This window comes from Duganella sp. GW821-FHT01E12, from assembly GCF_059422325.1.
Window position 1 is genome coordinate 210,555 of record NZ_JBWKWR010000001.1, and the last position, 23,226, is coordinate 233,780.

At 66.5% G+C, this 23,226-nt stretch carries 16 protein-coding genes and 2 tRNA genes; 8 read left to right on the top strand and 10 right to left on the bottom strand.

Annotated features, from left to right (window positions below; translation table 11 throughout):
- The first annotated feature begins 55 nt into the window (after window positions 1-55).
- Window positions 56-907: a substrate-binding periplasmic protein gene (locus AC07WS_RS00710; RefSeq protein ID WP_494727253.1), complete on the top strand. Its 852-nt coding sequence runs from the start codon at window positions 56-58 to the stop codon at window positions 905-907.
- On the opposite strand, the gene AC07WS_RS00715 is transcribed toward AC07WS_RS00710, so the two are convergent.
- The 3 genes from AC07WS_RS00715 to AC07WS_RS00725 all read right to left on the bottom strand — a co-directional run bounded on the left by AC07WS_RS00715 (window position 904) and on the right by AC07WS_RS00725 (window position 3,498).
- Window positions 904-1,758 (bottom strand): helix-turn-helix domain-containing protein, encoded by an 855-nt coding sequence (locus tag AC07WS_RS00715; RefSeq protein ID WP_494727254.1) that lies wholly within the window; start codon window positions 1,756-1,758, stop codon window positions 904-906. The two genes, AC07WS_RS00710 and AC07WS_RS00715, sit on opposite strands and share 4 nt — an antisense overlap.
- A 38-nt stretch (window positions 1,759-1,796) precedes the next feature.
- On the bottom strand, window positions 1,797-2,153 hold the full coding sequence (locus tag AC07WS_RS00720; RefSeq protein WP_494727255.1) for a nuclear transport factor 2 family protein: 357 nt from the start codon (window positions 2,151-2,153) through the stop codon (window positions 1,797-1,799).
- Window positions 2,154-2,223: 70 nt separating this feature from the next.
- On the bottom strand, window positions 2,224-3,498 hold the full coding sequence (locus AC07WS_RS00725; protein WP_494727256.1) for an MFS transporter: 1,275 nt from the start codon (window positions 3,496-3,498) through the stop codon (window positions 2,224-2,226).
- A 178-nt stretch (window positions 3,499-3,676) separates the two neighbouring features.
- On the opposite strand from AC07WS_RS00725, the gene AC07WS_RS00730 reads away from it, so the two are divergent.
- The 6 genes from AC07WS_RS00730 to AC07WS_RS00755 all read left to right on the top strand — a co-directional run bounded on the left by AC07WS_RS00730 (window position 3,677) and on the right by AC07WS_RS00755 (window position 7,349).
- Window positions 3,677-3,752, top strand: a tRNA-Val gene (locus AC07WS_RS00730).
- Window positions 3,753-3,774: 22 nt separating this feature from the next.
- A tRNA-Asp gene (locus AC07WS_RS00735) sits at window positions 3,775-3,851 on the top strand.
- A 100-nt stretch (window positions 3,852-3,951) separates the two neighbouring features.
- A complete protein-coding gene (locus AC07WS_RS00740) occupies window positions 3,952-5,079 on the top strand; it encodes a hypothetical protein (protein ID WP_494727257.1) in 1,128 nt (375 codons plus the stop codon).
- Window positions 5,070-5,687, top strand: coding sequence for an ABC transporter ATP-binding protein (locus AC07WS_RS00745; RefSeq protein WP_494727258.1), 618 nt, complete (start codon window positions 5,070-5,072; stop codon window positions 5,685-5,687). The genes AC07WS_RS00740 and AC07WS_RS00745 overlap by 10 nt, the downstream gene beginning before the upstream one ends.
- 58 nt (window positions 5,688-5,745) lie before the next feature.
- On the top strand, window positions 5,746-6,228 hold the full coding sequence (locus tag AC07WS_RS00750; RefSeq protein WP_494728029.1) for a cyclic nucleotide-binding domain-containing protein: 483 nt from the start codon (window positions 5,746-5,748) through the stop codon (window positions 6,226-6,228).
- Entirely contained in the window at window positions 6,225-7,349 is a 1,125-nt protein-coding gene (locus tag AC07WS_RS00755) for an AI-2E family transporter (RefSeq protein ID WP_494727259.1), read from the top strand. The genes AC07WS_RS00750 and AC07WS_RS00755 overlap by 4 nt, the downstream gene beginning before the upstream one ends.
- A gap of 145 nt (window positions 7,350-7,494) precedes the next feature.
- Here AC07WS_RS00755 and ahpF read toward each other — a convergent pair whose 3' ends face one another.
- Window positions 7,495-9,090, bottom strand: a complete 1,596-nt coding sequence (gene ahpF, locus AC07WS_RS00760; RefSeq protein WP_494727260.1) for an alkyl hydroperoxide reductase subunit F — start codon at window positions 9,088-9,090, stop codon at window positions 7,495-7,497.
- A 98-nt stretch (window positions 9,091-9,188) separates the two neighbouring features.
- A complete protein-coding gene (gene ahpC / locus AC07WS_RS00765) occupies window positions 9,189-9,752 on the bottom strand; it encodes an alkyl hydroperoxide reductase subunit C (RefSeq protein WP_117012162.1) in 564 nt (187 codons plus the stop codon).
- 259 nt (window positions 9,753-10,011) lie between these two features.
- On the opposite strand from ahpC, the gene AC07WS_RS00770 reads away from it, so the two are divergent.
- Window positions 10,012-10,986 (top strand): formylglycine-generating enzyme family protein, encoded by a 975-nt coding sequence (locus AC07WS_RS00770; protein ID WP_494727261.1) that lies wholly within the window; start codon window positions 10,012-10,014, stop codon window positions 10,984-10,986.
- A gap of 5 nt (window positions 10,987-10,991) precedes the next feature.
- Here AC07WS_RS00770 and AC07WS_RS00775 read toward each other — a convergent pair whose 3' ends face one another.
- The 5 genes from AC07WS_RS00775 to AC07WS_RS00795 all read right to left on the bottom strand — a co-directional run bounded on the left by AC07WS_RS00775 (window position 10,992) and on the right by AC07WS_RS00795 (window position 23,171).
- A complete protein-coding gene (locus AC07WS_RS00775; RefSeq protein WP_494727262.1) occupies window positions 10,992-13,226 on the bottom strand; it encodes a hypothetical protein in 2,235 nt (744 codons plus the stop codon).
- A 5-nt stretch (window positions 13,227-13,231) separates the two neighbouring features.
- A complete protein-coding gene (locus AC07WS_RS00780; protein WP_494727263.1) occupies window positions 13,232-16,150 on the bottom strand; it encodes a type VI secretion system Vgr family protein in 2,919 nt (972 codons plus the stop codon).
- 104 nt (window positions 16,151-16,254) lie between these two features.
- Entirely contained in the window at window positions 16,255-19,071 is a 2,817-nt protein-coding gene (locus AC07WS_RS00785) for an EAL domain-containing protein (protein WP_494727264.1), read from the bottom strand.
- Between the two features lie 142 nt (window positions 19,072-19,213).
- On the bottom strand, window positions 19,214-20,647 hold the full coding sequence (locus tag AC07WS_RS00790) for a hypothetical protein (protein ID WP_494727265.1): 1,434 nt from the start codon (window positions 20,645-20,647) through the stop codon (window positions 19,214-19,216).
- Between the two features lie 223 nt (window positions 20,648-20,870).
- Complete coding sequence (locus tag AC07WS_RS00795; RefSeq protein WP_494727266.1) at window positions 20,871-23,171, bottom strand: YgiQ family radical SAM protein; 2,301 nt, start codon at window positions 23,169-23,171, stop codon at window positions 20,871-20,873.
- Window positions 23,172-23,226: the final 55 nt, after the last annotated feature.

Genomic DNA, 23,226 nt, shown 5'->3' on the forward strand with positions numbered 1-23,226 from the left:
CAGTTCGCAAGACCCCACCTTTTGCCGCGCCCCGATGTTAGACTGGAGAAACCGCTTGCTTCCCCCGGCCGCCATGACCAAGCGCCTGACCACCGTATTGCTGGGCATGTTGCTGTGCGCCGCCCCGGCCGCCCGGGCGGCGGAGGGCGGCTGCGCGCCGGCCAGCGTCGGCCTCAGCGACCTCGGCTACGCCTCCTACCGCGACGGCGGCGCCATCCGCGGCATCACGGCCGACCTGCTGGACGAGATAACGCGGCGCAGCGGCTGCGCCTTCCAGCTGGGCTGGTATCCGCACGGCCGGATGTACGCGCAATTCTTCAGCGGCCGGCTGGACGTGACCGGCGCCGCGCTGCGCAACGCCGAGCGCGACCATCACGGCGTGTGGCTGCCCTACACCTATTCCCAGTTCGAGCTGGTGCTGCTCAACCAGAGCGCCGGCGAGTTCCACAGCCTGGCCGATTTTGTCGAGCACAGCACGGCGCGCCTGAACGTGGCGCGCAGCATCGCGTATTCCCCGGCGACGCAGGCGCAGATGGACCGGCTGCAAAAGCTGGGCCGGCTGGAATACGTCAACGACTACGGCGTGGTGTTCCGCAAGATCCTGGCCGGCCGCGCCGAGGGCACGCTGGCGCCGCCGGCCATCCACGTGCTGCACCAGCGCCAGTTCCACCTGCTGGGCAAGATGCGCGCCGCCACCTTCGCCGAATCGCCGCGCGCGATGGTGGGCATCTACGTGTCCAGGCAGGTGCCGGCGGCGCAGCGGCGGCGCTACATCGAGGCGCTGCGCGCCATCGTCGGCGACGGCACGGTGCAGCAGATCTACCTGCGCTACCTGGACGCCGACCTCACCCGCCAGATCTTCGCCGGCGGCGTGCGCGACATCCTGGACGCCATGCCGCCAGACTAACCGGCGCCGGCGCGCGCGCGGAACCACGCCGCGCTGGCCTCGTCGGCCGGGAAGAACGATTCGATGCGCAACTCGTGCACGGTGACGTCGTGCGGCGTGCCCAAGGTGGCGATGGTGGTGAACAGCTTCAGCTCGACGCCGTCCTTGCGCAGCGTCACCGGCAGGAAGGGCAGGGCGCGGCGGTCCAGGTTGGGCGTGCGCGGCATGCCGGCCACGCCGGGCAGCGCCAGCAGCTCGTCCAGCAGCAGCGCGGCCGCCCCGCCGGGGCCGTCGCCCATGGCCTCGCGCTGGATCCAGTGCAGCAGGTCGGCGCCCACCTCCTCCCAGTTGAGCAGGTAGGGGCGCGCGCCCCGCGGGTCCAGCATCAGCCTGAGCACGTTGACCGAGCCGTCGGTGGGTAGGACCGCGTCCGGCGGCAGGCCCAGCAGCCAGCGCATCATGCCGGCCGCCGGCGCGTTGGCCAGCGCCAGGTTCCACAGCCGGTCCACCACCAGCGCCGGATACGGCGCCTGCTGCGCCAGCATGAAGTCCAGCGCCCGCCGCACCGCGCCCAGCTCCGGATCGGACAGCTTGCGCTCCTGGTAGGCCGGCGCGTAGCCGGCCGCCAGCAGCATCACGTTGCGCTGGCGCAGCGGAATCTCCAGCACCATGCCCAGCTTCAGGATCAAGTCCTTGCTGGGCTGCGAGCGGCCGCTTTCCAGGAAGCTGATGTGGCGCTGCGAAATCTCGCTCTCGGCCGACAGGCGCAGCTGGCTGTAGCCGCGCTTGCCGCGCCAGTACTTCAGCGCGGCGGCGAAGTCGCTGAAATAATCGGTCGCGCCGTGGGCGCCGGATGGATGCGATGCGGGCATGCGGGTCTCCTTGTCCGGCTATGATAGCCCGGCCGCGTTCAGGCCGCGTTCAGGAAGCCGGTGACGCGGGTCAGGCGGCCGTCCGCGCCCAGCTCGGCGACGTCGGTGCCGTGCGCCACCGGCGCGCCGCCGGGCACGGCCAGCGTCCACGAGAAGCGCACCACGTCGTTGTGGCCGTCCGGCGTGCCGTCCAGTTCGAAGCGGTAGCCGGGGAACTGGCCTTGCGCGCCGGCGATCATGGCGTCAATGCCGTCGTGGCCGGCGCCGCGCATCATCGGGTCGAGGTAGCGGGCGTCCAGCGCGAAGGCGCGCGCCACCAGCGCGCGGCGGGCGGCGGCGTCGCGTTCGTTCCAGACGGCCAGGTATTGGTGAGCGATGTGGGCTGGGGTGTGCATGCTGATCTCCTTGGGTGGTTGATGTCGAAGCGACGGAAACCATTGTCCGGAAATCGCTGCGCGACGGCGATTACGTCCCAGGTAATCGGCGCGCCACCACCAGCACGGCGCCGGCCACCAGGCTGGCCGCCAGCAGATAGATGCCGTTGGCCGTGCTGCCGGTCGCGTCCTTGATGGCGCCGACCAGGTAGGGACTGGCGAAGCCGGCCAGGTTGCCCACCGAATTGATCAGCGCGATGCCGGCCGCCGCCGCCGCGCCGCCCAGCATCGCGGTCGGCAGGCTCCAGAAGATCGGGAAGGTGCTCAGGATGCCGGCCGTGGCCACGCTCAGCGCGGCCATGGCGATCACGGTGTTGTCGCTGTAGACGGTGGCCACCACCAGGCCCAGCGCGCCGGCCACGGCGGCTGCGGCCGCGTGCCAGCGCCGCTCGCCGCTGCGATCCGAATGGCGCGCGGCCAGCACCATCGCCAGCGCCGCCACCAAATACGGGATCGCCGTCAGCAGGCCGATGTCGAACACGTCCTTGACGCCGCTGTTCTTGATCAGCTGCGGCAGCCAGAAGCTCACGCCGTACAAGCCCATCACGAACAAAAAGTACACCAGCGCCAGCAGCCACACCGTGCCGCTGGCGAACACCCGCGCCAGCGGCAGGCGCTGCTGGTGCCGGCCGTCCTCGGCGATGGCGCGCTCCAGCAGCCGCTTGTCATCCTCGCCCAGCCACTTGGCGGCGCGGATGCCGTCGTCCAGATAGAACAGCGTCCACACGCCGATCAGCACCGACGGCAAGCCTTCGAGCAGGAACAGCCACTGCCAGCCGCTCAGGCCATAACGCCCGGCGAAGGCCTGCATGATCCAGCCCGACAGCGGCCCGCCCACCACGCCGGCCACCGCCACCCCGCTCATGAACAGCGCCACCATGCGCGCGCGGCGGCGGGCCGGATACCAGTAGGTCAGGTACAGGATGATGCCGGGGAAGAAACCGGCCTCGGCCGCGCCGAGCAGGAAGCGCAGCACATAAAACGTCGCCACGCTGTCGGCCAGCATCAGCGCCGACGAGATCAAACCCCAGCTGATCATGATGCGGGCGATCCAGATGCGGGCGCCGGTGCGCGTCATCAGCAGGTTGGACGGCACCTCGAACAGGAAGTAGCCGATGAAGAAGATGCCGGCGCCGATGCCGTACACGGTGTCGGAAAAGCGCAGGTCGGCCAGCATCTGCAGCTTGGCGAAGCCGACGTTGACGCGGTCCAGGTAGGCGGCCACGTAGCACAGGAACAGGAAAGGCATCAGCCGCCAGCTGACGCGGCGGTACAGGGGATCGAGATGGCGGTCGTCAAGCTGCATGGGAGGGGTCCTTATTCCGGGTGTTCGGCGTGCAGCCATGGTGACACCGGATCGGGGCCGCAAACAAATTTTCTAAATAATTTACAAAAACCCTTGCGGAACGGATTAGGCACCTTGTAGAATACGGCCTCGTTCAGCAGTTGCAACAAAGTAGTGAAGCAAAGCTGATATGTTTTCTGGGTGCTTAGCTCAGTTGGTAGAGCGGCGCCCTTACAAGGCGTAGGTCGGGAGTTCGACCCTCTCAGCACCCACCAGGAAAACAGAAAAACGAAATTTGGAGCGGTAGTTCAGTTGGTTAGAATACCGGCCTGTCACGCCGGGGGTCGCGGGTTCGAGTCCCGTCCGCTCCGCCAAATTCCTTTAAGGGCCCGATTCGTCGGGCCCTTAATCATTTCCGCGCCGATTAATCCGCGATTAAGCTTGGGCTTGCGCATCGGGTGTTATCCTCCCGGCATGATTCTCTCCACCACGTCCTTCCCTCCCTATCTGCGTTTCCGCGTCCACATGGCGCGGCAGGCGATGCTGCAGTTCGTGGCCAGCTTCACCACTTCGCTCGAATACATCCTGCTCGGCTTCGGCCAGGTGCTGGTGGGCCTGGTCGCCTGCCTCGCGCTGCCGGGACTGTTCGCGGCGACGCGGCCGTGGCCGCAGGCGCTGGGCCTGTTCGCCGGCCAGGCGCTGATCGCCAGCGCGCCGGTGTGGCTGCTGCGCAAGCGGCTGCTGCCGGCGCAGGTGCTGCAGTGGTGCCGTCCGCTGCCGATACCCGCGCGCTGGCAATGGGGCGCCAACATCGCCGTGGCCGGCATGATCATCGTCCCGCTCGGCCTGGCCTACGCGCTGTCCACCGCGATCTGGCTGTATCAATGGCCCGACTGGCTGCGGCCGGTGGCGCCGCAGGCGCTGCTGCTGACCATCGGCTCGCTGCTGCTGGGCTGGATCGTCTCGACCTTGGTGCTGGCCCGGCGCTGCCGCATGCCGGCCGCCGCCAAGCTCGATCCCAACCGGCCGCCGCCCGGCCCCTACGCGCCGCGCCTGCCGCGCCACGGCTGGAACGCGCCGCACCACTGGCGCCAGCTGTTCTGGCTGCCGTTCTGGCGCGCCGACAGCGTGGTCGGCATCCAGCAGACCGTGCTGCTGCTGGGCGCCGCGCTGGGCATCGGCACGTGGCTGTGGCATCCGCCCGTGGTGCCGCCGGCGCTGTGGGGCTTCAACGCCGCGCTGCTGCTGATGCTGCTGACCGACCGCGGCGACAAGGCCGTCACCGAACAGATCGCGCTGCTGCGTCCGGTCGCGGCGGCATGGCCGGTGCCCATCGAGCGCCTGTTCCGCTTCGCGCGCTGGTCGGCGCTGCTGCCCGGCCTGGCCGTGATGGCCTGGTTCGCGCTGCTGACGCTGGGCCACCTGGGCCGCGCCACGACCGCCGGCTACAGCACCACCGTGGCCACCGTCTGGCTGTGCTTTGCCGGCTTGGCCCAGGCCGCCATCATCGTGCTGCGCCGCCTGAGCGTGCGCGGCCGCGTGGGGCTGGTCATCAGCGCCATCATCATCCTCACCGCCATTGGAAGCGAATTATGGAACTGAAGCCCGTGCTGCGCATGGAACAACTGACCTTCGAATACGCCAGCCATCCGCTGTTCCGCCGCTTCGACCTGCGGCTGGACGCCGGCGTCACCTGGCTGCGCGGCGAGAACGGCGCCGGCAAGACCACGCTGCTCAAGCTGGCCGGCGGCGCGCTGACGCCGCACGCCGGCGTCATCACGCTGGACGGCATCGACATCCGGGCCCAGCCGCTGGCCTACCGGCTGCAGTGCTACTACTGCGGCGGCGACACGCCGCAACTGCCGTGGCTGACCGTGCAGGAAATCCTCGACCTGCACCTGTCGCTGTACCCCGGCACCGACGCCGCGCTGCTCGACGCCGAACTGCAGGCCTTCCATCTGCGGCACACGCTGGACCAGCCGGTGACCACGCTGTCGCTGGGCCAGCACAAGAAGATGCAGCTGTCGCTGGCGCTGGCGCTGCCGGTGCGGCTGCTGCTGATCGACGAGCCGTTCAACGGCCTCGACGCCGACGCCATGGCCTACCTGCGGCAGCAACTGTCGGCGCCGCAGCGGCTGGCGCGCCAGTGCATCCTGCTCACCAGCCACCTCGACCCGGCCCTGCCGCTGTCCGCCACCGTGCAACTTTAAGTTATCATGGGAATGATGAGCTGAGCCGGCCCGGCCCGCATTCCCGCACGGAGTTCCCCTGATGTTTGGTTTCCTGAAATCGCCCGCATTGTCGCCGCGCCTGCTGCGCCTGAAGGAATCGGCGCTGTTCGCCACGCTGACGCCGCTCGAACTGAAGATCGTCGACGGCCTGATGCACGAACGGCGCTACCTGGCCGACGAGATCATCTTCGACGAGGGCGAGGAAGGCCAGGCGCTGTACCTGGTAATGTCGGGGCGGGTCATCATCAGCCGCAAGCTGGGCGCCACGCGCGAGGTGGTGGCCGAGCTGTCGGCCGGCGCCTTCTTCGGCGACCTGGCCCTGCTCGACAACACGCCGCGCAACGCGCAGACGCGCGCGCTGGACAACTGCGAGCTGGCGGTGTTCTTCCGCGCCGACTTCATGGGCCTGATGGAGACCGACGCCGTGATCGGCTACAAGATCTCGCTGGCCCTGGCGCGCCACATCGGCGGGCGCCTGCGCGACTGGATGAGCGGCAAGCCGCAGATCGAGGCGATATGAACTTCCTGCCGACCCAGCAGCGGGCCGGGCCGGTGGTCTGGAGCGGCATCATCGCCGCCACCTGCGTGCTGCTGTTCCTGCTGCAGCAAATGCTGTTCCTGGCCATCCCCTTTTTGCTGGGCATCGTGCTGTACTACATTTTGCAGCCGCCGATGCAGCGCCTGATCCGCATGGGGCTGAGCCACAACGCCGCCACGCTGATCGTCGGCGGCGTGTTCCTGCTGCTGCTGGCGATGGCCGGGCTGGTGTTCATCTTCTGGGACAGCGGCCCGTCCGACTCGTGGCAGGACATGCTGGGCAAATACCTGACCGGCGGGCTGGAGTTCGTGCGCCACACGATGCTGTCGCTCGAGCGCGAGTTCCCCATCCTCAGGCAGATCAAGCTGGCGCGCACGGTCAACAGCCGGGTGAGCGCGTTCACCGGCACCTTCGTGCAAAAGCACCTGACCGACATTCTGGTGTCGGTGGCGGCGTGGCTGCCGTCGCTGCTGCTGGCGCCGTTCCTGACCTTCTTCTTCCTGCGCGACGGCCTGCGCTTCAAGAAATTTTTGGCGCGCGCCGTGCCCAACGCCTTCTTTGAAAAGACCCTGTGCCTGCTGCACGAGGTGGACCAGACCGCGCACCGCTACTTCCAGGGCCTGATCAAGCTGACCATCCTCGACACGGCCGTGCTGGCCATCGGCCTGTGGGCGATCGGCGTGTCGTCGCCGCTGGTGCTGGGGTTGATCGCGGCGATGCTGGCGTGGGTGCCGTACGTGGGCTCCATCGTCGGCTGCGTGCTGGTGGTGATGGTGGCCTCGACCGACGCGCCGGCCGAGCCGGCGGTGGCCTACATGGCGATCGGCGTGTTCATCGCCGTGCGGCTGCTGGACGATTTCGTCTTCATGCCGATGACCTTGGGGCGCAGCCTGCACATCCATCCGCTGATCACCGTGCTGATGATTTTCATCGGCGGCTCGGTGGCGGGTGTGGCGGGGCTGATGCTGGTGCTGCCGCTGCTGGGCGTGGTGATGGTGATCGGCGAAACGCTGGGCCGGCTGATCACCGACCCGCGCCTGCGCGCGCGCCACCGCAACGCCATGGAACTGCGCACCCGGCAAGCCAGCGCCGACCTGACATAGGTGGGGTCAAGTCTGACATTCGGACACGGGCTCTGCCGTAGCGACCGCTACGGCAGAGCCCGTGTCCGAATGTCAGACTTGACCCCAATGTTGGCATAAAAAAAGGGCCGCTGTCGTAGCGGCCCTTTTGCTTTGCTACGAACGCTTACGCGGTCAGCGCCTGCTGCTCGGCCGCTTCGGCCACCACTTCCACGTCGTCCGAGCGGATCAGGTGGTCGAAGGCCGACAGGGCCGCCTTCGCGCCTTCGCCGGTGGCGATGATGATCTGCTTGTACGGCACCGTGGTGACGTCGCCGGCCGCGAACACGCCGGGGATCGAGGTCTGGCCGCGCGCGTCCACTTCGATCTCGCCGTGGCGCGACAACGCCACCGTGCCCTTCAGCCATTCGGTGTTCGGCACCAGGCCGATCTGCACGAACACGCCTTCCAGCTCGACCTTCTTCGCCTCGCCCGACACGCGGTCGGTGTAGCTCAGGGCGTTGACGATCTTGCCGTCGCCGTGGATCTCGGTGGTCTGCGCCGAGACGATCACGGTCACGTTGGCCAGGCTGCGCAGCTTGCGTTGCAGGACCGCGTCGGCGCGCAGCTCGGCGCCGAACTCGATCAGCGTCACATGCTTGACCAGGCCGGCCAGGTCGATCGCCGCCTCCACGCCGGAGTTGCCGCCGCCGATCACCGCCACGCGCTTGCCCTTGAACAGCGGGCCGTCGCAGTGCGGGCAGTAGGCCACGCCGTGGTTGCGGTATTCCTTCTCGCCCGGCACGTTGATCTCGCGCCAGCGGGCGCCGGTGGCCAGGATCACCGACTTGGCTTTCAGCGTGGCGCCGGTCGCGGTCTGCACCTCGATCAGCTTGCCCGGCACCAGCTTGGCGGCGCGCTGGGTGTTCATGATGTCGACGTCGTATTCCTTGACGTGCTGCTCCAGCGCCACGGCGAACTTCGGACCTTCGGTCTCCTTGACCGAGATGAAGTTCTCGATCGCCAGCGTATCGAGCACCTGGCCGCCGAAACGCTCGGCCAGCACGCCGGTCTTGATGCCTTTGCGGGCGGCGTAGATGGCCGCGGCCGCGCCGGCGGGACCGCCGCCGATCACCAGCACATCGAACACGTCCTTCTTGCTCAGCTCGGCGGCCTGGCGGGCGCCGGCGTTCGTGTCCAGCTTGGCCAGGATCTCCTCGACGCTGGTGCGGCCCTGGCCGAAGTGCTCGCCGTTGAGGAACATCATCGGCACCGCCATGATCTGGCGTTGTTCGACTTCCTGCGGGAACACGCCGCCGTCAATGGTGGTGACCTTGATGCGCGGGTTGATCACCGCCATCGCGTTGAGCGCCTGCACCACTTCCGGGCAGTTGTGGCAGCTCAGCGAGATGAAGGTTTCGAAGACGTAATCGCCGTCCAGGTTGCGGATCTGCTCGATCACGGCCTCGTCGAACTTGATGGTGTGGCCGCCCACCTGCAGCAGGGCCAGCACCAGCGAGGTGAATTCATGGCCCATCGGCACGCCGGCGAATCGCACGCCGATGTCGGTGCCGGGGCGGTTGATGCTGAACGACGGCTTGCGTACGGCATCGTCGGTGCGCTGCACCAGCGTGATCTTGTCGCTCAACAGGACGATTTCCTGGAGCAGTTCCTCCATCTCGCGGGCCTTGGCGCTGTCATCGAGAGAAGCGACGATCTCAATCGGTTGCACCACTTTTTCCAAGTAGGCTTTCAACTGGGTTTTGAGAGTTGCATCTAACATGATTTTTCTTCCTTTTTACAAATATTTAGGCGTATGCCGGGCCGGACGCCCGGACCGGCATCGCGGTATTACTTGTGTGCTGCAGTCTGCTTCAAGACTTAGATCTTGCCGACCAGGTCCAGCGACGGGGTCAGGGTTGCGGCGCCTTCGGTCCACTTGGCTGGGCAAACCTGGCCTGGGTGCTCGGCCACGTACTTGGCGGCCTTGACTTTGCGCAGCAGCTCGGAAGCGTCGCGGCCGATGCCGTTGTCGTGCACTTCCATCACTTTGATGAAGCCTTCCGGATTGATGACGAAGGTGCCGCGCAGCGCCAGGCCTTCTTCTTCGATCATCACTTCGAAGTTGCGCGACAGGGTGCCGGTTGGGTCGCCGATCAGCGGGTAGTTCACTTTCTTGATCGCGTCCGAGGTGTCGTGCCATGCCTTGTGCGCGAAGTGGGTGTCGGTCGACACGCCGTACACGTCCACGCCCAGCTTGGCGAATTCAGGCTGCTGCTCGGCCAGGTCTTCCAGTTCGGTCGGGCACACGAAGGTGAAGTCGGCTGGGTAGAACATCAGAACGGACCACTTGCCCTTCAGGGACTCTTCGCTCAGGTCGATGAACTTGCCGTTGGCGTATGCGGTGGCCTTGAATGGTTTGATTTGGGTATTGATCAGAGACATTGTGGTTTCCTCGTTGGGTTGTGAATCATTGAGACGCCAGTTTAAGGGCTTTTGCCCCATTTGCAAAATTGATTGTTCCAATAGTTTCAATAGTCTTCAGCTATAGGATGGGCAAAGGGGATAGCTATTATCGCGTAGCGGCCTCCAGCTTGCTGCGCACGAAGGAGAAGGCAGCGCTCGCGCCGCCCAATCGAATCCGCCCGCAGCGCCATTGATGGGATAATCGGATCCATTACTTAACCTCAAAAACAGAGGAACAATGCGCCTCAATCCCGCCTTCGTCGGCACTATCTTTCTTGCAGCAACGCTATCCAACGTCCTGGCGCAAACGCCGGACAGCACGCGCAATGGCACGGTCGAGGTTATGCCGGATGGGAACTTGCGGGATCCCGTTCCCAGCGCAGAAGCGATGAAGGAATTCCTGGCCACGGCCCAAAAGAATCTCGTTTTTTTAAAAGGCGGCACGTTTGACATGGGCGACTGGGGCGCCGAGGTCAACAAGGGTGGGCTGCCGTTCGACGGTTCGTTCGACTCCAAGCCACTGCACAAAGTGACGCTCGATAGTTTTTCTATCGGTAAGTACCCCGTCACCTACGCCGAGTTTGACGTGTTCACTGCAGCGCTGCGCCTGCCGCGCGTCAATCAATCCAATGCTGATCGAACACACCGGAAAGCGGATAATCCAGTCGGCGTTACGTGGCAAGGTGCGGCTGACTATTGTGCATGGTTGTCAAAACAAACCGGACAGCCATTTGCCCTCCCTACCGAAGCGCAATGGGAGTACGCCGCGCGCAGTGGGGGCAAACGCCATGTATATCCGACTAACAACGGCGAATCCGAACCTGGAAAAAATCTGCCCTCATTCGAGCAAATGGAAGCGGCGGGCGGATACGTTCCGGTATCAAGTTTCCCCCCCAACCCGGCTGGAATTTATTACATGAGCGCAGGGGTGCACGAATGGACACAAGACTGGTATGACAAAGATTACTACCGCAATTCACCAAAGAAAAATCCAACTGGCCCAGCCAGTGGGACCCGCCATGTCGCACGGGGATTCGCCGGCAGCGATTCAAGCGCCATGACATTCAAACGCTGGACACCGAAAGAAAACCCACCAACCGGGACATGGACGTTTTATCCAGCTGACAAAAAAGAGCCCACTAGAGAAATTCCATACACGACCTACTCCAACTACGCGAGCAATGCGTTCCGCTGCATTCGCTTAGGCCGGTGACGGCATTACGCATACATTGAATGCTCAATGACATGCGTGGCAGCGATAAACTCTGGGGAACTGTTCCAGATGAATGGCAGGCTCAACAGCGGTTCTGCCTGTGCCAGTCTGTCTTGAGCATCCTTCAGACAAGCGGCGTAGCGAGTACCGGCTATACAAGAGTTAATCTCAGCAAAACCAGCCGCCTCATTCTGTTTGTCGCCCATAGCGAGTGTCATACGTTCCGCTATTGTGCTTAAGTGATTCATGGTTTGTGGTGCCCCGAGTATCATGGCCATCAACACAGGCGCATCCTGGCGCATCGACGGATCGAGGCTACCGCCAGCAGCAGCAACCTGCCTGGCAATCTGCCCGGAGACCTCCGGCGGAGCATAGCTAAACCAGCTAGATGTTTCTTTTTCCAATTCAACGCGAATACGCTGCAAGAACTCCTTTCCAGCCTCGCTGCCGCGCTCAATCGCTTCATCTATTTTTTCTACCGCGTTCTTGAATTCCGACGCAATTTCATCCATGCCTTTCTCTACAAATTCGTCAATATGACGGCCGGCGGCAACCATCAAATATTTGACTTGGCAGTACGTCTTATAAGTGCGTTCGTCAATTATGTCACCGACCTTGTGGTAGTCGATGCGCTTCAAATGATAGGCCACGCATTTGAAAAATTCGCCGATCATGCCATAGGCAGCCACAAATTTCATGGACCCGTCGCCACCCAGCCCCAGGCAGGCGCCGATCTTTGCGTAGATCACAAATTTTCCTTCTTCGTGCTTGATCGCGAAGCTGCCCTTGACGCCGATGCCCGCCGTTCCGGCCACGCCGGCGTCGACCTTGGCCATGTCCTTGTATTCGGCGACCGCCTTGCCCGCCTTCACCTTCAAGGGCTTGCCGTCGCTCTCCGCGCCTTCGGGATTGAGCCATTGCAAAGCACCTTTGGCATCGACGCCGGCGGTCGCGCCGGCAAAGGCCTGCAGGTCGCCGCTGGCGCCGGCGCGCGCCTTGACGCCGCTCTTCTTTTTATTCGCCGGCGGGATGCCGCGCACGCCCTGCTTGCCACCGGTCAGGCACAGTTCCACATCGACTTCCACCGCCAGGCTGGCGCCGGCGCTGCCCGATAACACCAGTTCGCCATACAGGCGCCAATATCCCAGTTCGACCGCCTCGCCCGCCACATCCATGGTCGCGTGCCAACCGGCGTAATGCGGCCAGTACAGCTCCGTGTGCACGCGCCCCTCGGCCACCGCGAACGCAGCCTTGGCGTTGGCCTTGATGCCCATGTCCGCCGACTTCAGGCCGCGCTTGAGGCGATCCGGCCAGGTGCGGTCGCGCTGGTCGAACAGGTTGCCCCGGAACGGCTTGAAGTTGACTTCCAAGCCGGCCCCGGCGGTGTAGCGCATCAATTGCGCGTCGACCGCCAGGTCGATGTTGCGATGCGGGTCTTTGGGATCGATATTAAATTTCTTTTGCACGTCATCGACATTGCGTTCGATGAATTTGGCGATGTCGCCGTTCATGGTCTTAGCCCACTCGGTCAACACGCCGGTGTATTCCTCGGCGTCGCCCGGCTTCAACTTCCACTCCTTCTTGAAGCCCTGGTCTTGCGCCTTCTCGGCGATGCGGTGCTTGATCTCGGTCGTGTTGAGTTTGCCGTCCTTGAAGACCTTGTCCTTGTCGCGCTTGGCCTTCTCGCCGCCGACCACATAAATGCGCTTTTCCGCCAACACCTTTTTCAAGCGCTCGCTGGTGACGTAAATCGGCACGCCCTTGCCTTTGTCCTTGTATTTCGGCGTGCGCAGCGACACCAGTTCGACCATCTTCACGCCGGCCTTGGCGTCAAGCTTCGACAACGGCTCCAGCTTCTTCTTGACCTCTTCGCTGGCTTTCTGCATCTCGTCGAGCGCGGCGTTCAGTTCGGCCTCGGCCTTCTTGAGGTCGGCGGCGACATTGCTCTTCTGCGCCGCCCGCATCGCCACGGCCGCCTCGGTGACTTTCTGGTTGGCGGCCTGCAGCGCGGCGATTTTCTTGCTGTGCTCGTCCGCCTCGTAGTGAAAATCGAGGAACTCGGGCGGGTACAAGGCCAGGAACGCATTCTGTTCCGGCCAGTAGATCAACTCGCCCTCGCCAGGCGTGACCTTGGCGTCGATGAAGGTATGGGACGGCACCGTGCTCACGGTGGATGCGTGCGGCTTGCGCGGTGGCGGCGGTGTGACGGCGGTCGAGTCGGGGGCGGCGGTTAAACTCATAGCGATTAGTCGTGGTCCGGTAAATACAAGTGAATCTGCTCAGGCTTGGCGGTGAACAAGCGTTGCGTGCGGCCTTCGGCGTCGGTATAGCCCTCGATCACCGAACCGCTGGCGGACTCCATCCGGTAACGCACGTTCTTCATGATCTCGCCGGTCTTTTCGTCGCGCACGACAAAGGCTTCGTTGTACAAATCCTGCGCCTTGAACACGGGCGCGCCGGCGCTGCCGTCGGCCGGGCCGGCGAGTTCCTTCATCGACGCCTTGAACGTCATCGTCCCCGGCCCATGGATCATGATGTTGCCACCCTCCAGCTTGAGGTAGGCGCCCTGCGCGGTCAGCATCACATGCTCCCTGGCGCCGACCGTCACGCTCTTGCTCACGCTGGCCACGGTGATCAGCTTGTCGGCGGTCACCTTGGTCGCGTCCGACTGGCTCTGCACGCTGACCTTGCCGCTGGCCGCGTGCAGCCTGATGCCGGTCTCCTGGTTGGGCTTGTCCGCGTTGCCGGCTTTGCCGTAGGTGAACAGGCTGATGCCGTCCTTGACCAGCTGGCTGGCGTTGCCCTGCGCGGCGAGATTGATGTCCTGCCCCGCGCTCAGGCTGGCCGTGCCGCCGGCCGCGAGCACGGCGCTGGCCGGCGTCACGGCCGCGATCCCTGCCGGGCTCGACAGCTGCAGATGCTGGGCGCTGTACGCGCTGACCGCGCCGTCGCCGCCCTGGCGGCCGCCGGCGCCGGCCGCGGTGGCACGCAGCACCTGGCCGCTGTGGTCCATCTGCGCCAGCGCGGCCAGCTTGGCCGGCTGCGCCTCGTCCTTGAACCTGGCGTTGTGCTTTTGCGCGGTCTCGGCCAGCGACAGCTGCAGCGCTTGGCTCTGCCCGATCTGCGCCTGCGCCTCGGCCGAGTCGAGCTGGCCGCCGTTGCCGCCGTCGCGGGCGTCGGCCGACAGCAGCAAGCCCCGGCCGGCGCGCAGCGCGGCGCTGTGCGCGCTCTTCAGCTCGGCGCCGAAGCCGGCCGTCATCAGGCGCTGGTTGTCGCTCTGGTGGCGCAGGTGGCCCAGGTTCAGCTCGTCCGTGCCGGCGTGCGGCGAGGCGTGCCGCTGCAGGGCCACGCGCGGCTCGCCCGGATGGTCGTCGAACACCAGCTGGCTGTAGGCGCCGGCGCCGCCCTGGCTGGCGTGCATGGCCTGCGACTTGATGCCCGACAGCGCGGCCGGATGCGCATGCGCGCCGCCCTCGCCGGGGAACCAGGCCGGGGCGTTGCCGGTGGCCGCGCCTGCGCCCTGGCCGGCCTGGTTGTGCTGCGCGTCGCGCGCGCCGCTGCCGTTGTAGACGCTGCCGATCACCACCGGCCGGTCGATGTCGCCGTCGATGAAGTCGATCAGCACTTCGCTGCCCACGCGCGGCACCGCCACCGCGCCCCAGTTGGCGCCGGCCACCGGCGCCATCGCGGTGGCGATGCGCACCCAGGTGCCGGCCGTGTCGTCGGCCGGCGCGCCGCTGTGGCCGTCCGGCGCCGGATGCGCCAGGCGGCTGTGGCTCTGCTCGCCGCGCTGCCAGTGGAACTGCACCTTGATGCGGTGGTCGCGGTCGGTGTGGATCACCGCGCCGGCCGGGCCCACCACGATGGCGGTCTGCTGGCCGCGCACGGTCGGCTTGGGATGCAGCAGCAGGCCGTGGCCGTCCACGTCGCAGCTGCGGTAGGGCACCTTGCTGCGGATGGCGTCGATGCGGTTGCGGTACAGCGGCCGTTCGCCCTTGTCCGCGCCGACCGCGTGCAGGCTGCCGCCCTGTTCGCGCGCGATGGCCTCGGCCAGCGCGCTCACGCCCAGCGCCTGCGTGGCCGCGTGCCAGATGTCCGTGCTGAGGTTGTTGTGCGCCAGGTGCAGCACGCGCGTGATGAGGAAGCCGCGCTCGGCGGCGTCGCCGGCGTCCAGCAGCGCCTGCCCCTCCAGCGTGAAGGTGGTGCCGGGACTGAGCGTGCGCACGGTGCCGGCGCCGGTGTAGATTTCCCGCCCCGCCTCCAGCGCCTCGACCTGCCGCCCGGCGATGTGCTGGCCGTGCTCGCGCGAGGTGTAGGCGTAGGCGCCCGGCGCGTCGCGGCTGAGCGGCGCGCCGGGATCGGCGCCGACGCTGGCGGCCGACGCCGGCCGCGTGCCGTGGCTGCGGTAATCCCAGCTGGCCAGCTCGACGCCGCCGGCGGTCCAGCGCAGCTCGCTGCGCCAGCGGTCGATGGCGTCCTCCCGCATCACCGCGCCCGGCTGGGTGTAGCGCACCGTGGCCTGGGCGTTGGGCTGGAAGCTGCCGTTGTGGTCGGCGATCACCATGGTGTGGCTGCCCAGGCCGGGGCTTGCGGCGTCGCCGCTGTGCTCAAAATAGTAGAACAAGCCTTCCTCGCGCATCAGGCGCTCGGCGAAGGCCAGGTTGGATTCCTGGTACTGGCAGGTCAGGGAACGCTTGGCATAAATACTACGGTCGGCCAGGTCGTAGCGCCATCGCGGCACCAGCTTGCCGGGGTCCTGCCAGCCGTTGAACACGGCGTCCAGGATGTCGAACACGGTCTGGTCCTGGAACACCCGGCTGTCGCGCCCGGCCGCCAGGAAGGCGTACCAGGGGCCGATGCTCAGCTCGTAGCGCGCCAGGCCGCCGTCGGCGCCCAGCATGCGCAGCGCCGTCACATGGCCGTGGAAGGGGCGCAGCCGGTCGCGGCTGGCGGCCGTCATCAGTTCCAGCAGCACCGGCTGGCCCAGCAGCGACTTCAGCGGGATCGCCGCATCGCTCGACAGCGCGGTCACCGTCAGCCGGTAGGGCTGGCTCAGCGCTTCCTCGCCGCGCAGGCATTCGGCCACCAGCGTCTCCGCCCCCAGCGGCGTGCTCAGCCGGAGGATGCGGTTTTCCTGGGTCAAACTGTCTAACAGCGCAAACATCGATCGCAACCCTTCAAATGTAACGGCGGAATTAGTAAATTACTATGATTTATCCGGCATTACACCTGAGTTCGCCCGGTTGGGCAAGAGTGATACGATTGAAATCAGGCCGCCTGCTGGCGCAGCAGCTGGTCGAACTGCTCGGCCGGCATGGGGCGGGCGAACAGGTAGCCCTGGCCGTAGTCGCAGCCGGCCGCGGCCAGCAGGTCGCGCTGCTCCGGCGTCTCCACGCCCTCGGCGATCACCCGCAGGCCCAGCTTGTGGGCCATGACGATGATGGCGTCCGACAGCGCCATGTCGCTGGAATCGGGCGCCAGGTTGCGGGTGAAGGAGCGGTCGATCTTCAGGTAGTCGATGTCGAACTTCTTCAGGTAGGACAGCGACGAGTAGCCGGTGCCGAAGTCGTCCAGCGCGACCTGGATGCCGGCGTCGCGCAGCTGCAGCAGCTTGTTGCTGACCGTGGCGTTGGCGTCGAGCAGCAAGCCCTCGGTGATCTCCACCACCACCGACTGGCCCGGCAGGTCCAGCGCCTGCAGGTAGGCGAGCCAGGCGTCGTAGGCGCCGTCCTCGCGCGCGAACTCCAGCGGCGACTGGTTGACGCTGACCTGGAACTCCGGATGGTGCTCGTGGCGCCAGCGCTGCACCCAGCGCGCCGATTCGCGGAACACCCATTCGCCGATGTCGACGATCAGGCCGCTCGCCTCGGCCAGCGGGATGAAGTCCATCGGGCTGACCACGCCGCGCTGCGGGTGGTTCCAGCGTATCAGCGCCTCGGCCTTGTGGATGCGCCCGCTCTTGAGGTGGACGATGGGCTGGAAGTACAGCTGGAACTGCTCGCCCTTGAGCGCGCCGCGCAGGTCGTTGGTCAGGCGCATGCGGTTGAGCGCGGCCACCTGCAGCGTCGGCGTGAAATAGCTGTAGCGGTTGCGCCCGGCCCCCTTGGCCGCGTACATGGCCTGGTCGGCGTGCTTGAGCAGGTCGTCGATGTCGAGCGCGTCGTCCGGGTACAGCGTGATGCCGATGCTGGCCGACACGAAGGCCTGCTCCTGCCCCAGCGGGAAGGGCTGGCGCAGGCTGTCGATGATGTGCTGGGCGATCTGCTCGACCCGCTCGGTGCCCTCCAGCTCGGACAGGATCACGGTGAACTCGTCGCCGCCCAGGCGCGCCACCGTGTCCGACTTGCGCACGCAGGCGCTGATGCGGCGCGCCGCGTCCACCAGCAGGATGTCGCCCTGGTGGTGGCCCAGCGTGTCGTTGACCTCCTTGAAGTGGTCGAGGTCGATGAACAGGATGGCGATGTGCGAGCGGTCGCGCTGGCTCTTGAGCATGTCGTGCGCCAGCCGGTCGTGGAACATGCGCCGGTTGGGCAGCTGGGTCAGCGGGTCGAAGTTGGCCTGCTGCCAGATCAGCGCCTCGCTCTGCTTCTTGTCGGTGACGTCCTCGATCATGCACAGGTGGTGCGGATGGCTGCCCTTCTCGGTCTCGATGGCGGTGACCGACACCTCGATCCACACCAGCTCGCCGTCCGGGCGGAACAGGCGGTTGGTGATCTTGAAGCTGCCGACCTCGTGCGCCAGCAGGCGCCCCATCTGCACCTTGATCTGGGCCACGTCCTCCGGATGGCCGGCCTCCAGCCAGCGCATCGCGCCCAGCTCGACCTGCGAGCGGCCGACGATCTCCTGGAAGCGCGGGTTGATGTCGCGGTATTCGTAGGTGACCGAATCGACCAGCGCGATGCCCAGCGGCGACGCTTCGAACATGGTGCGGAAGCGCTGCTCGCCGGTGCGGATGGCGGCGTTGGCGCGGCGCCGCTCGCGCGCCAGCAGGCTGAAGTGGATGGCCGCGCCCACCATCAGCAGCAGCGCGGCCGCGCCCAGCACGCGATACAGCCACAGCAGGCTGGCGCCGCCGTCCATGCTGTACATGAAGCCGTCGAAGTTGGCGTTCTTGGGCACCATGCCCAGGCCGGCGTAGACGTCGGCGATGTGGCGCCAGCGCTCCGGGTTCTGGTAGCCGATCTCGACGAGCACCGGCTGCACCAGCGGCACCATCTGGCGCGCCTCGTACAGCAGGTGGGCGCGGTCGCTGCGCTGCGAATACTTGGCGAGGATGATGTCGGCCATCTCCTCCTGGTGGCTCATGGCCCACTGCCAGCCGCGCATGCTGGCGGCGCGGAAGGCGCGCACCCGGGCCGGATGGTTGGCAATCTCGCGCTCGCTGGTGAACAGGTTGTCGCCGTAGAAGTCGATGCCGACCGCGCGCGGGCTGTAGATATCGTAGGGGAAGCCGAGGCGGTCGAAGGTGTCCGGCTCGTTGGTGGTGTAGACCGCCATGGCGTCCACCCTGCCGTTGATCAGGTCGGCCGTGTTGTAGGTCGGCTCGACCCGCTGGAAGCTGGTGGCCGGTATGCCTTCCTTGACCAGGTAGGCCAGCAGCTCGTCGGCGTTGCCCAGCTCGTCGGTCAGCGAGCCTATCATGGCGCGCTTGCCGATGATGCGGCGGATGTCCGGCTCGGCGCTGGTCTGGCGCATCGCCAGCGCGTACGGCGAGTGCTGGAACACCACGCCCAGCACCACCACCGGCTTGCCGGCCAGGCGCGCCAGCAGCAGGCTGCTGGCGCCGACGCCGTACTCGGCCTTGCCGGACACGACGTCGCGTTCCGGCTCGTTGCCGTCCGATCCCTCCAGGATGGCCACGTCCAGCCCGGCCTCGCGGTAATAGCCCTGCTCCAGCGCGGCGTAGTAGCCGGCGAACTGGAACTGGTGGCTGTGCTTGAGTTGCAGCGTGATCTTTTCCTGGGCCGCGGCGGGCGCCAGCCACAGCGCCGGCAGCAGCGCCAGCAGCGTCAGGCCGCCATGGCGCCACCGCCGCGGGGCGCGGGCTGGCAGGGAAGAGGCGGGGACGGCATCGCGTAATGGCACTAGGGTTCCTGAGGGCAGCGGACTAGGTGAAATTGTAGCCGCTTCGGCGCCCGATATCGTCGCTTTCTGACAATACTCAGGCATAAAACACAACGGACGGCCAGGCGCGCGCCTGCCGTCCGTCGCAAGCCGGTAGTACTACTTAGTTGGCGATGCTGACCGGCACCGGCGCCTGGGCATTGTCACCCTTGCCCAGCTGGCCCTCCACGTTGCGGCCCCAGCCCCACAGCGTGTTGTCCGAACGCAGGCCGAAGCTGTGCGAGGCGCCCGAGGCCACCGACAGCCAGTTGGTCGCCGTGCCCACCTGCACCGGCGTCGGGCTGTCCGGGCCGGCGGTGCCGAGCTGGCTTTCGGCGTTGCTGCCCCAGGCCCACAGCTGGCCTTCGCGCGTGACCGCGATGGTGTGCGCGGCGCCGGCCGCCACCGCCAGCCAGTTGCTGCCGACGCCGATCGGCGCCGGCGCGTTGATGTTGGTCGAGCCGTTGTTGCCCACCTGGCCGAAGCTGTTGCTGCCCCAGCCGAACATCGCGCCGTCGCTGCGCACGCCCACCGAATGGTTGGCGCCGGCCGTGATCGACGACCACTGGAAGGCGCCGATCTTGGCCGGGGCGTTGATGTCCACCAGGCCGCCGTTGCCGACCTGGCCGCTGGTGTTGCCGCCCCAGCCGTACAGATTCAGGTTGTCCTTGATGATGGCCAGCGTATGGGTATCGCCGGCGCTCACCGACAGCCACGCCTTCATGCCGGTCGGCAGCGGTATCAGGGTCGGGCTCAGCCTGTCGATATTGCTGCTGTCGCCCAGCTGGCCGTTGAAGTTGCGGCCCCAGCCGTACATGGCGCCGCTGGTCTTGATCGCGAACGCGTGCGACTTGCCGGCCGCGACGAAGGCCCAGTCGGTGTCCTTGCCGATCTTGGTCGGGGTCGGATGCGGGTCGGTGTCGGACGTGCCCAGGCCCAGCGTGCCGTTCTGGTTGGAGCCCCAGGTCCACAGCGTGCCGTCGGTGCGCAGCGCCACCACGAACTGCTCACCCACCGCCACCTGCTTCCACAGCGTGCTGCCGCCGCTGACCAGGACCGGCGCGTTGCGGTCGGTCTTGGTGCTGTCGCCGAGCTGGCCGCGGATGTTGGAGCCCCAGCCGAACAGCGTGCCGTCGGACTTGCGGCCGATGGTCTGGTTGCCGCCGGCGTTCACGCCGTTCCACAGCGCGATCACGCTGATGTTGAGGGTGCCGACCACGCCGTCCTGGGTCGCGGTGACGATGTCGGTGCCGGCCGCCTTGCCGGTCACATTGCCGGCCGGGACGATGCTGGCCACCGCGCCGGTGCCCTTGAAGGCCCAGACCAGGCCGCTGGCGGTGTTGAGCACCTTGGTGCTGTTGTCCGAATAAGTGCCGGTGGCCGTCAGCGGCACCGAGATGCCGATCGGGATGGTGGTGCTGCCGGTGGCCGTGACGGCGATGGACTTGAGCGTCGGCGCAGCCGGCGTCGCGTTGCTGCCGCCGCCGCCGCCGCCGCAGGCCGCCAGGATGGCCAGCACGGGTACCAGCAGCAGGGTCGAGAATTTAAAGTTTTTCATGTTCTTCCAGTTCACAGAATGAGGTCTGCGTGCGGAGCCAACCGAACCGGTGGCCAGCTTGCAACCAGTGTAGCCGCAAGCGGCCGCCACGCATCGCCGGAGCAAGCCTGAATTATCCACGCAATTGCACCGTTAGGGGTATTTAACAACATTTCTTCGGGGGAATAGACAAAAAAAAGGCAGCGCCCGCAAGGACGCTGCCTGACCGGCCGGCCGGGCGGGCTTATTTGCGGCCGCGCGGGGCCGGCTTGCCGCCCTTGGCCGGGGCGGCGGCGGCCGGCCGCTTGACCTTGATGGTGTCGAGGATGGAGGCGCGCGGCTTGGTGTCGAGCGACTGGCGCGCCGTCAGCGAGCCGGTCAGCGCGTTGGCGCGCGGCCCCTGCTGGCGCGCCGGCGGCTGGGCACTGGCGACGATGCCGGAGCGGGCGCCCTTGGCGCTCGGCGCCGGGCCGGACGGCGCGCGCCGGCTCGGGTCGGGCGCATTGCCCTCGCCCGCCGACCACGACGGGATCAGGTGCTTGTCGCCGTTGCCGATCAGGTCGCCACGGCCCATGGCCACCAGCGCCTCGCGCAGGATCGGCCAGTTCTCCGGGTCCTGGTAGCGCAGGAAAGCCTTGTGGGTGCGGCGGATCTTGCCGCTGCGCGCGGTCTCGACCACCTCCGAATCCTCGGTCACCTTGCGCAGCGGGTTCTTGCGCGTGTGGTACATGGTGGTGGCCATGGCCATCGGCGTCGGCATGAAGGTCTGCACCTGGTCCAGCTTGAAGTTGTTCTTCTTCAGCCACAGCGCCAGGTTCAGCATGTCGAGGTCGGTCGTGCCCGGGTGGGCCGCGATGAAGTACGGGATCAGGTACTGCTTCTTGCCGGCCTCGAGCGAGAAGCGGTCGAACATCTCCTTGAACTCGTCGTAGGCGCCGATGCCCGGCTTCATCATCTTCGACAGCGTGTTTTCCTCGGTGTGCTCCGGCGCGATCTTCAGCAGGCCGCCCACGTGGTGGGTGACCAGCTCCTTGACGTACTCGGGCGAACGCACGGCGATGTCGTAGCGCAGGCCCGACGAGATCAGGATCTTCTTCACGCCGGGAATCGCGCGCGCCTTGCGGTACAGCGAGATCAATTTGCTGTGGTCGGTGCCCAGGTTGACGCAGATCGACGGGTACACGCACGACAGGCGGCGGCACGACTCCTCGATCTTCGGATCCTTGCAGGCCAGCCGGTACATATTGGCGGTCGGCCCGCCCAGGTCGGAGATGGTGCCGGTGAAGCCCTTGGTCTTGTCGCGGATGTGTTCGATCTCGCGCAGGATGGACGGCTCCGAGCGGCTCTGGATGATGCGGCCCTCGTGCTCGGTGATCGAACAGAAGGTGCAGCCGCCGAAGCAGCCGCGCATGATGTTGACCGAGAAGCGTATCATCTCCCACGCCGGAATGCGGGCCTTGCCGTAGGACGGATGCGGCGCGCGCGCGTAGTTCATGTCGTACACGCCGTCCATCTCGTCCATGCGCAGCGGCAGCGGCGGCGGGTTGAGCCAGACGTCGCGCTCGCCGTGCGCCTGCACCATGGCGCGGGCGTTGCCGGGGTTGGACTCCAGGTGGAACACGCGCGAGGCGTGCGCGTACATCACCGGGTCGGCGCTGACGGTTTCGTAGGACGGCAGCCGCACCACGGTCTTGTGGTGCTTTTCCTTCGCCATCGCCTGGCGCTCTTCGCGGCTCATGATGCGGATAGGCTTGACGACCTCGACCGGCACCACCGGCTTCGGCTCGACCATGCCCTCGTCCGCCTCGGCCCTGGCGCCGCCGTTCTCGGTGGCGCACGACGAGGTGTTCTGCTGCACCATCATGTACGGATCGGGATGGGTGTCGATCTTGCCCGGCACGTCCACGCGGGTGCTGTTGTGCACGCCCCAGTCCGCGTCCGGCAGCCAGCCGGCCGGCACCATGAAGGCGGTGCCGCGCAGGTCGCGGATGGATTTGATGTCCTCGCCGGCCGCCATGCGGTGGGTCAGGTCGACCAGCGCGCGCTCGGCGTTGCCGAAGATCAGCAGGTCGGCCTTGGAATCGGTCAGCACCGAGCGGCGCACCTTGTCCGACCAGTAGTCGTAGTGGGCGATGCGGCGCAGCGAGGCCTCGATCGAGCCGATCACCACCGGCGTGCCGGGGTAGGCTTCGCGCACGCGCTGGGCGTAGACGGTGACGGCGCGGTCGGGCCGCTTGTTCGGCTCGCCGTTGGCGGTGTAGGCGTCGTCCGAGCGGATCTTGCGGTCGGCCGTGTAGCGGTTGACCATGGAGTCCATATTGCCGGCCGTGATGCCGTAGTACAGGCGCGGCTTGCCCAGCGCGCGGAAGGCCTCGGCGGAGGTCCAGTCCGGCTGCGAGATGATGCCGACGCGGAAGCCCTGCGCCTCCAGCAGGCGGCCGACCAGCGCCATGCCGAAGCTCGGATGGTCGATGTAGGCGTCGCCGGTGACGAGGATGACGTCGCACTCGTCCCAGCCCAGCGCGTCCATTTCGGCGCGGGACATCGGGAGGAAAGGCGCGGCGGCAGCGCGCGCAGACCGCTTGGGAACGGTCGCAAAT

Bases quoted from the DNA above. Each gene is read 5' to 3' on its own strand.
- AC07WS_RS00770 (WP_494727261.1), top strand. From the start codon at position 10,012: ATGCGCCTCAATCCCGCCTTCGTCGGCACTATCTTTCTTGCAGCAACG.
- ahpF (WP_494727260.1), bottom strand. From the start codon at position 9,090: ATGTTAGATGCAACTCTCAAAACCCAGTTGAAAGCCTACTTGGAAAAA.
- AC07WS_RS00790 (WP_494727265.1), bottom strand. From the start codon at position 20,647: ATGAAAAACTTTAAATTCTCGACCCTGCTGCTGGTACCCGTGCTGGCC.
- ahpC (WP_117012162.1), bottom strand. From the start codon at position 9,752: ATGTCTCTGATCAATACCCAAATCAAACCATTCAAGGCCACCGCATAC.
- AC07WS_RS00775 (WP_494727262.1), bottom strand. From the start codon at position 13,226: ATGAGTTTAACCGCCGCCCCCGACTCGACCGCCGTCACACCGCCGCCA.
- AC07WS_RS00715 (WP_494727254.1), bottom strand. From the start codon at position 1,758: ATGCCCGCATCGCATCCATCCGGCGCCCACGGCGCGACCGATTATTTC.
- AC07WS_RS00720 (WP_494727255.1), bottom strand. From the start codon at position 2,153: ATGCACACCCCAGCCCACATCGCTCACCAATACCTGGCCGTCTGGAAC.
- AC07WS_RS00795 (WP_494727266.1), bottom strand. From the start codon at position 23,171: ATGTCCCGCGCCGAAATGGACGCGCTGGGCTGGGACGAGTGCGACGTC.
- AC07WS_RS00755 (WP_494727259.1), top strand. From the start codon at position 6,225: ATGAACTTCCTGCCGACCCAGCAGCGGGCCGGGCCGGTGGTCTGGAGC.
- AC07WS_RS00740 (WP_494727257.1), top strand. From the start codon at position 3,952: ATGATTCTCTCCACCACGTCCTTCCCTCCCTATCTGCGTTTCCGCGTC.
- AC07WS_RS00745 (WP_494727258.1), top strand. From the start codon at position 5,070: ATGGAACTGAAGCCCGTGCTGCGCATGGAACAACTGACCTTCGAATAC.
- AC07WS_RS00780 (WP_494727263.1), bottom strand. From the start codon at position 16,150: ATGTTTGCGCTGTTAGACAGTTTGACCCAGGAAAACCGCATCCTCCGG.
- AC07WS_RS00725 (WP_494727256.1), bottom strand. From the start codon at position 3,498: ATGCAGCTTGACGACCGCCATCTCGATCCCCTGTACCGCCGCGTCAGC.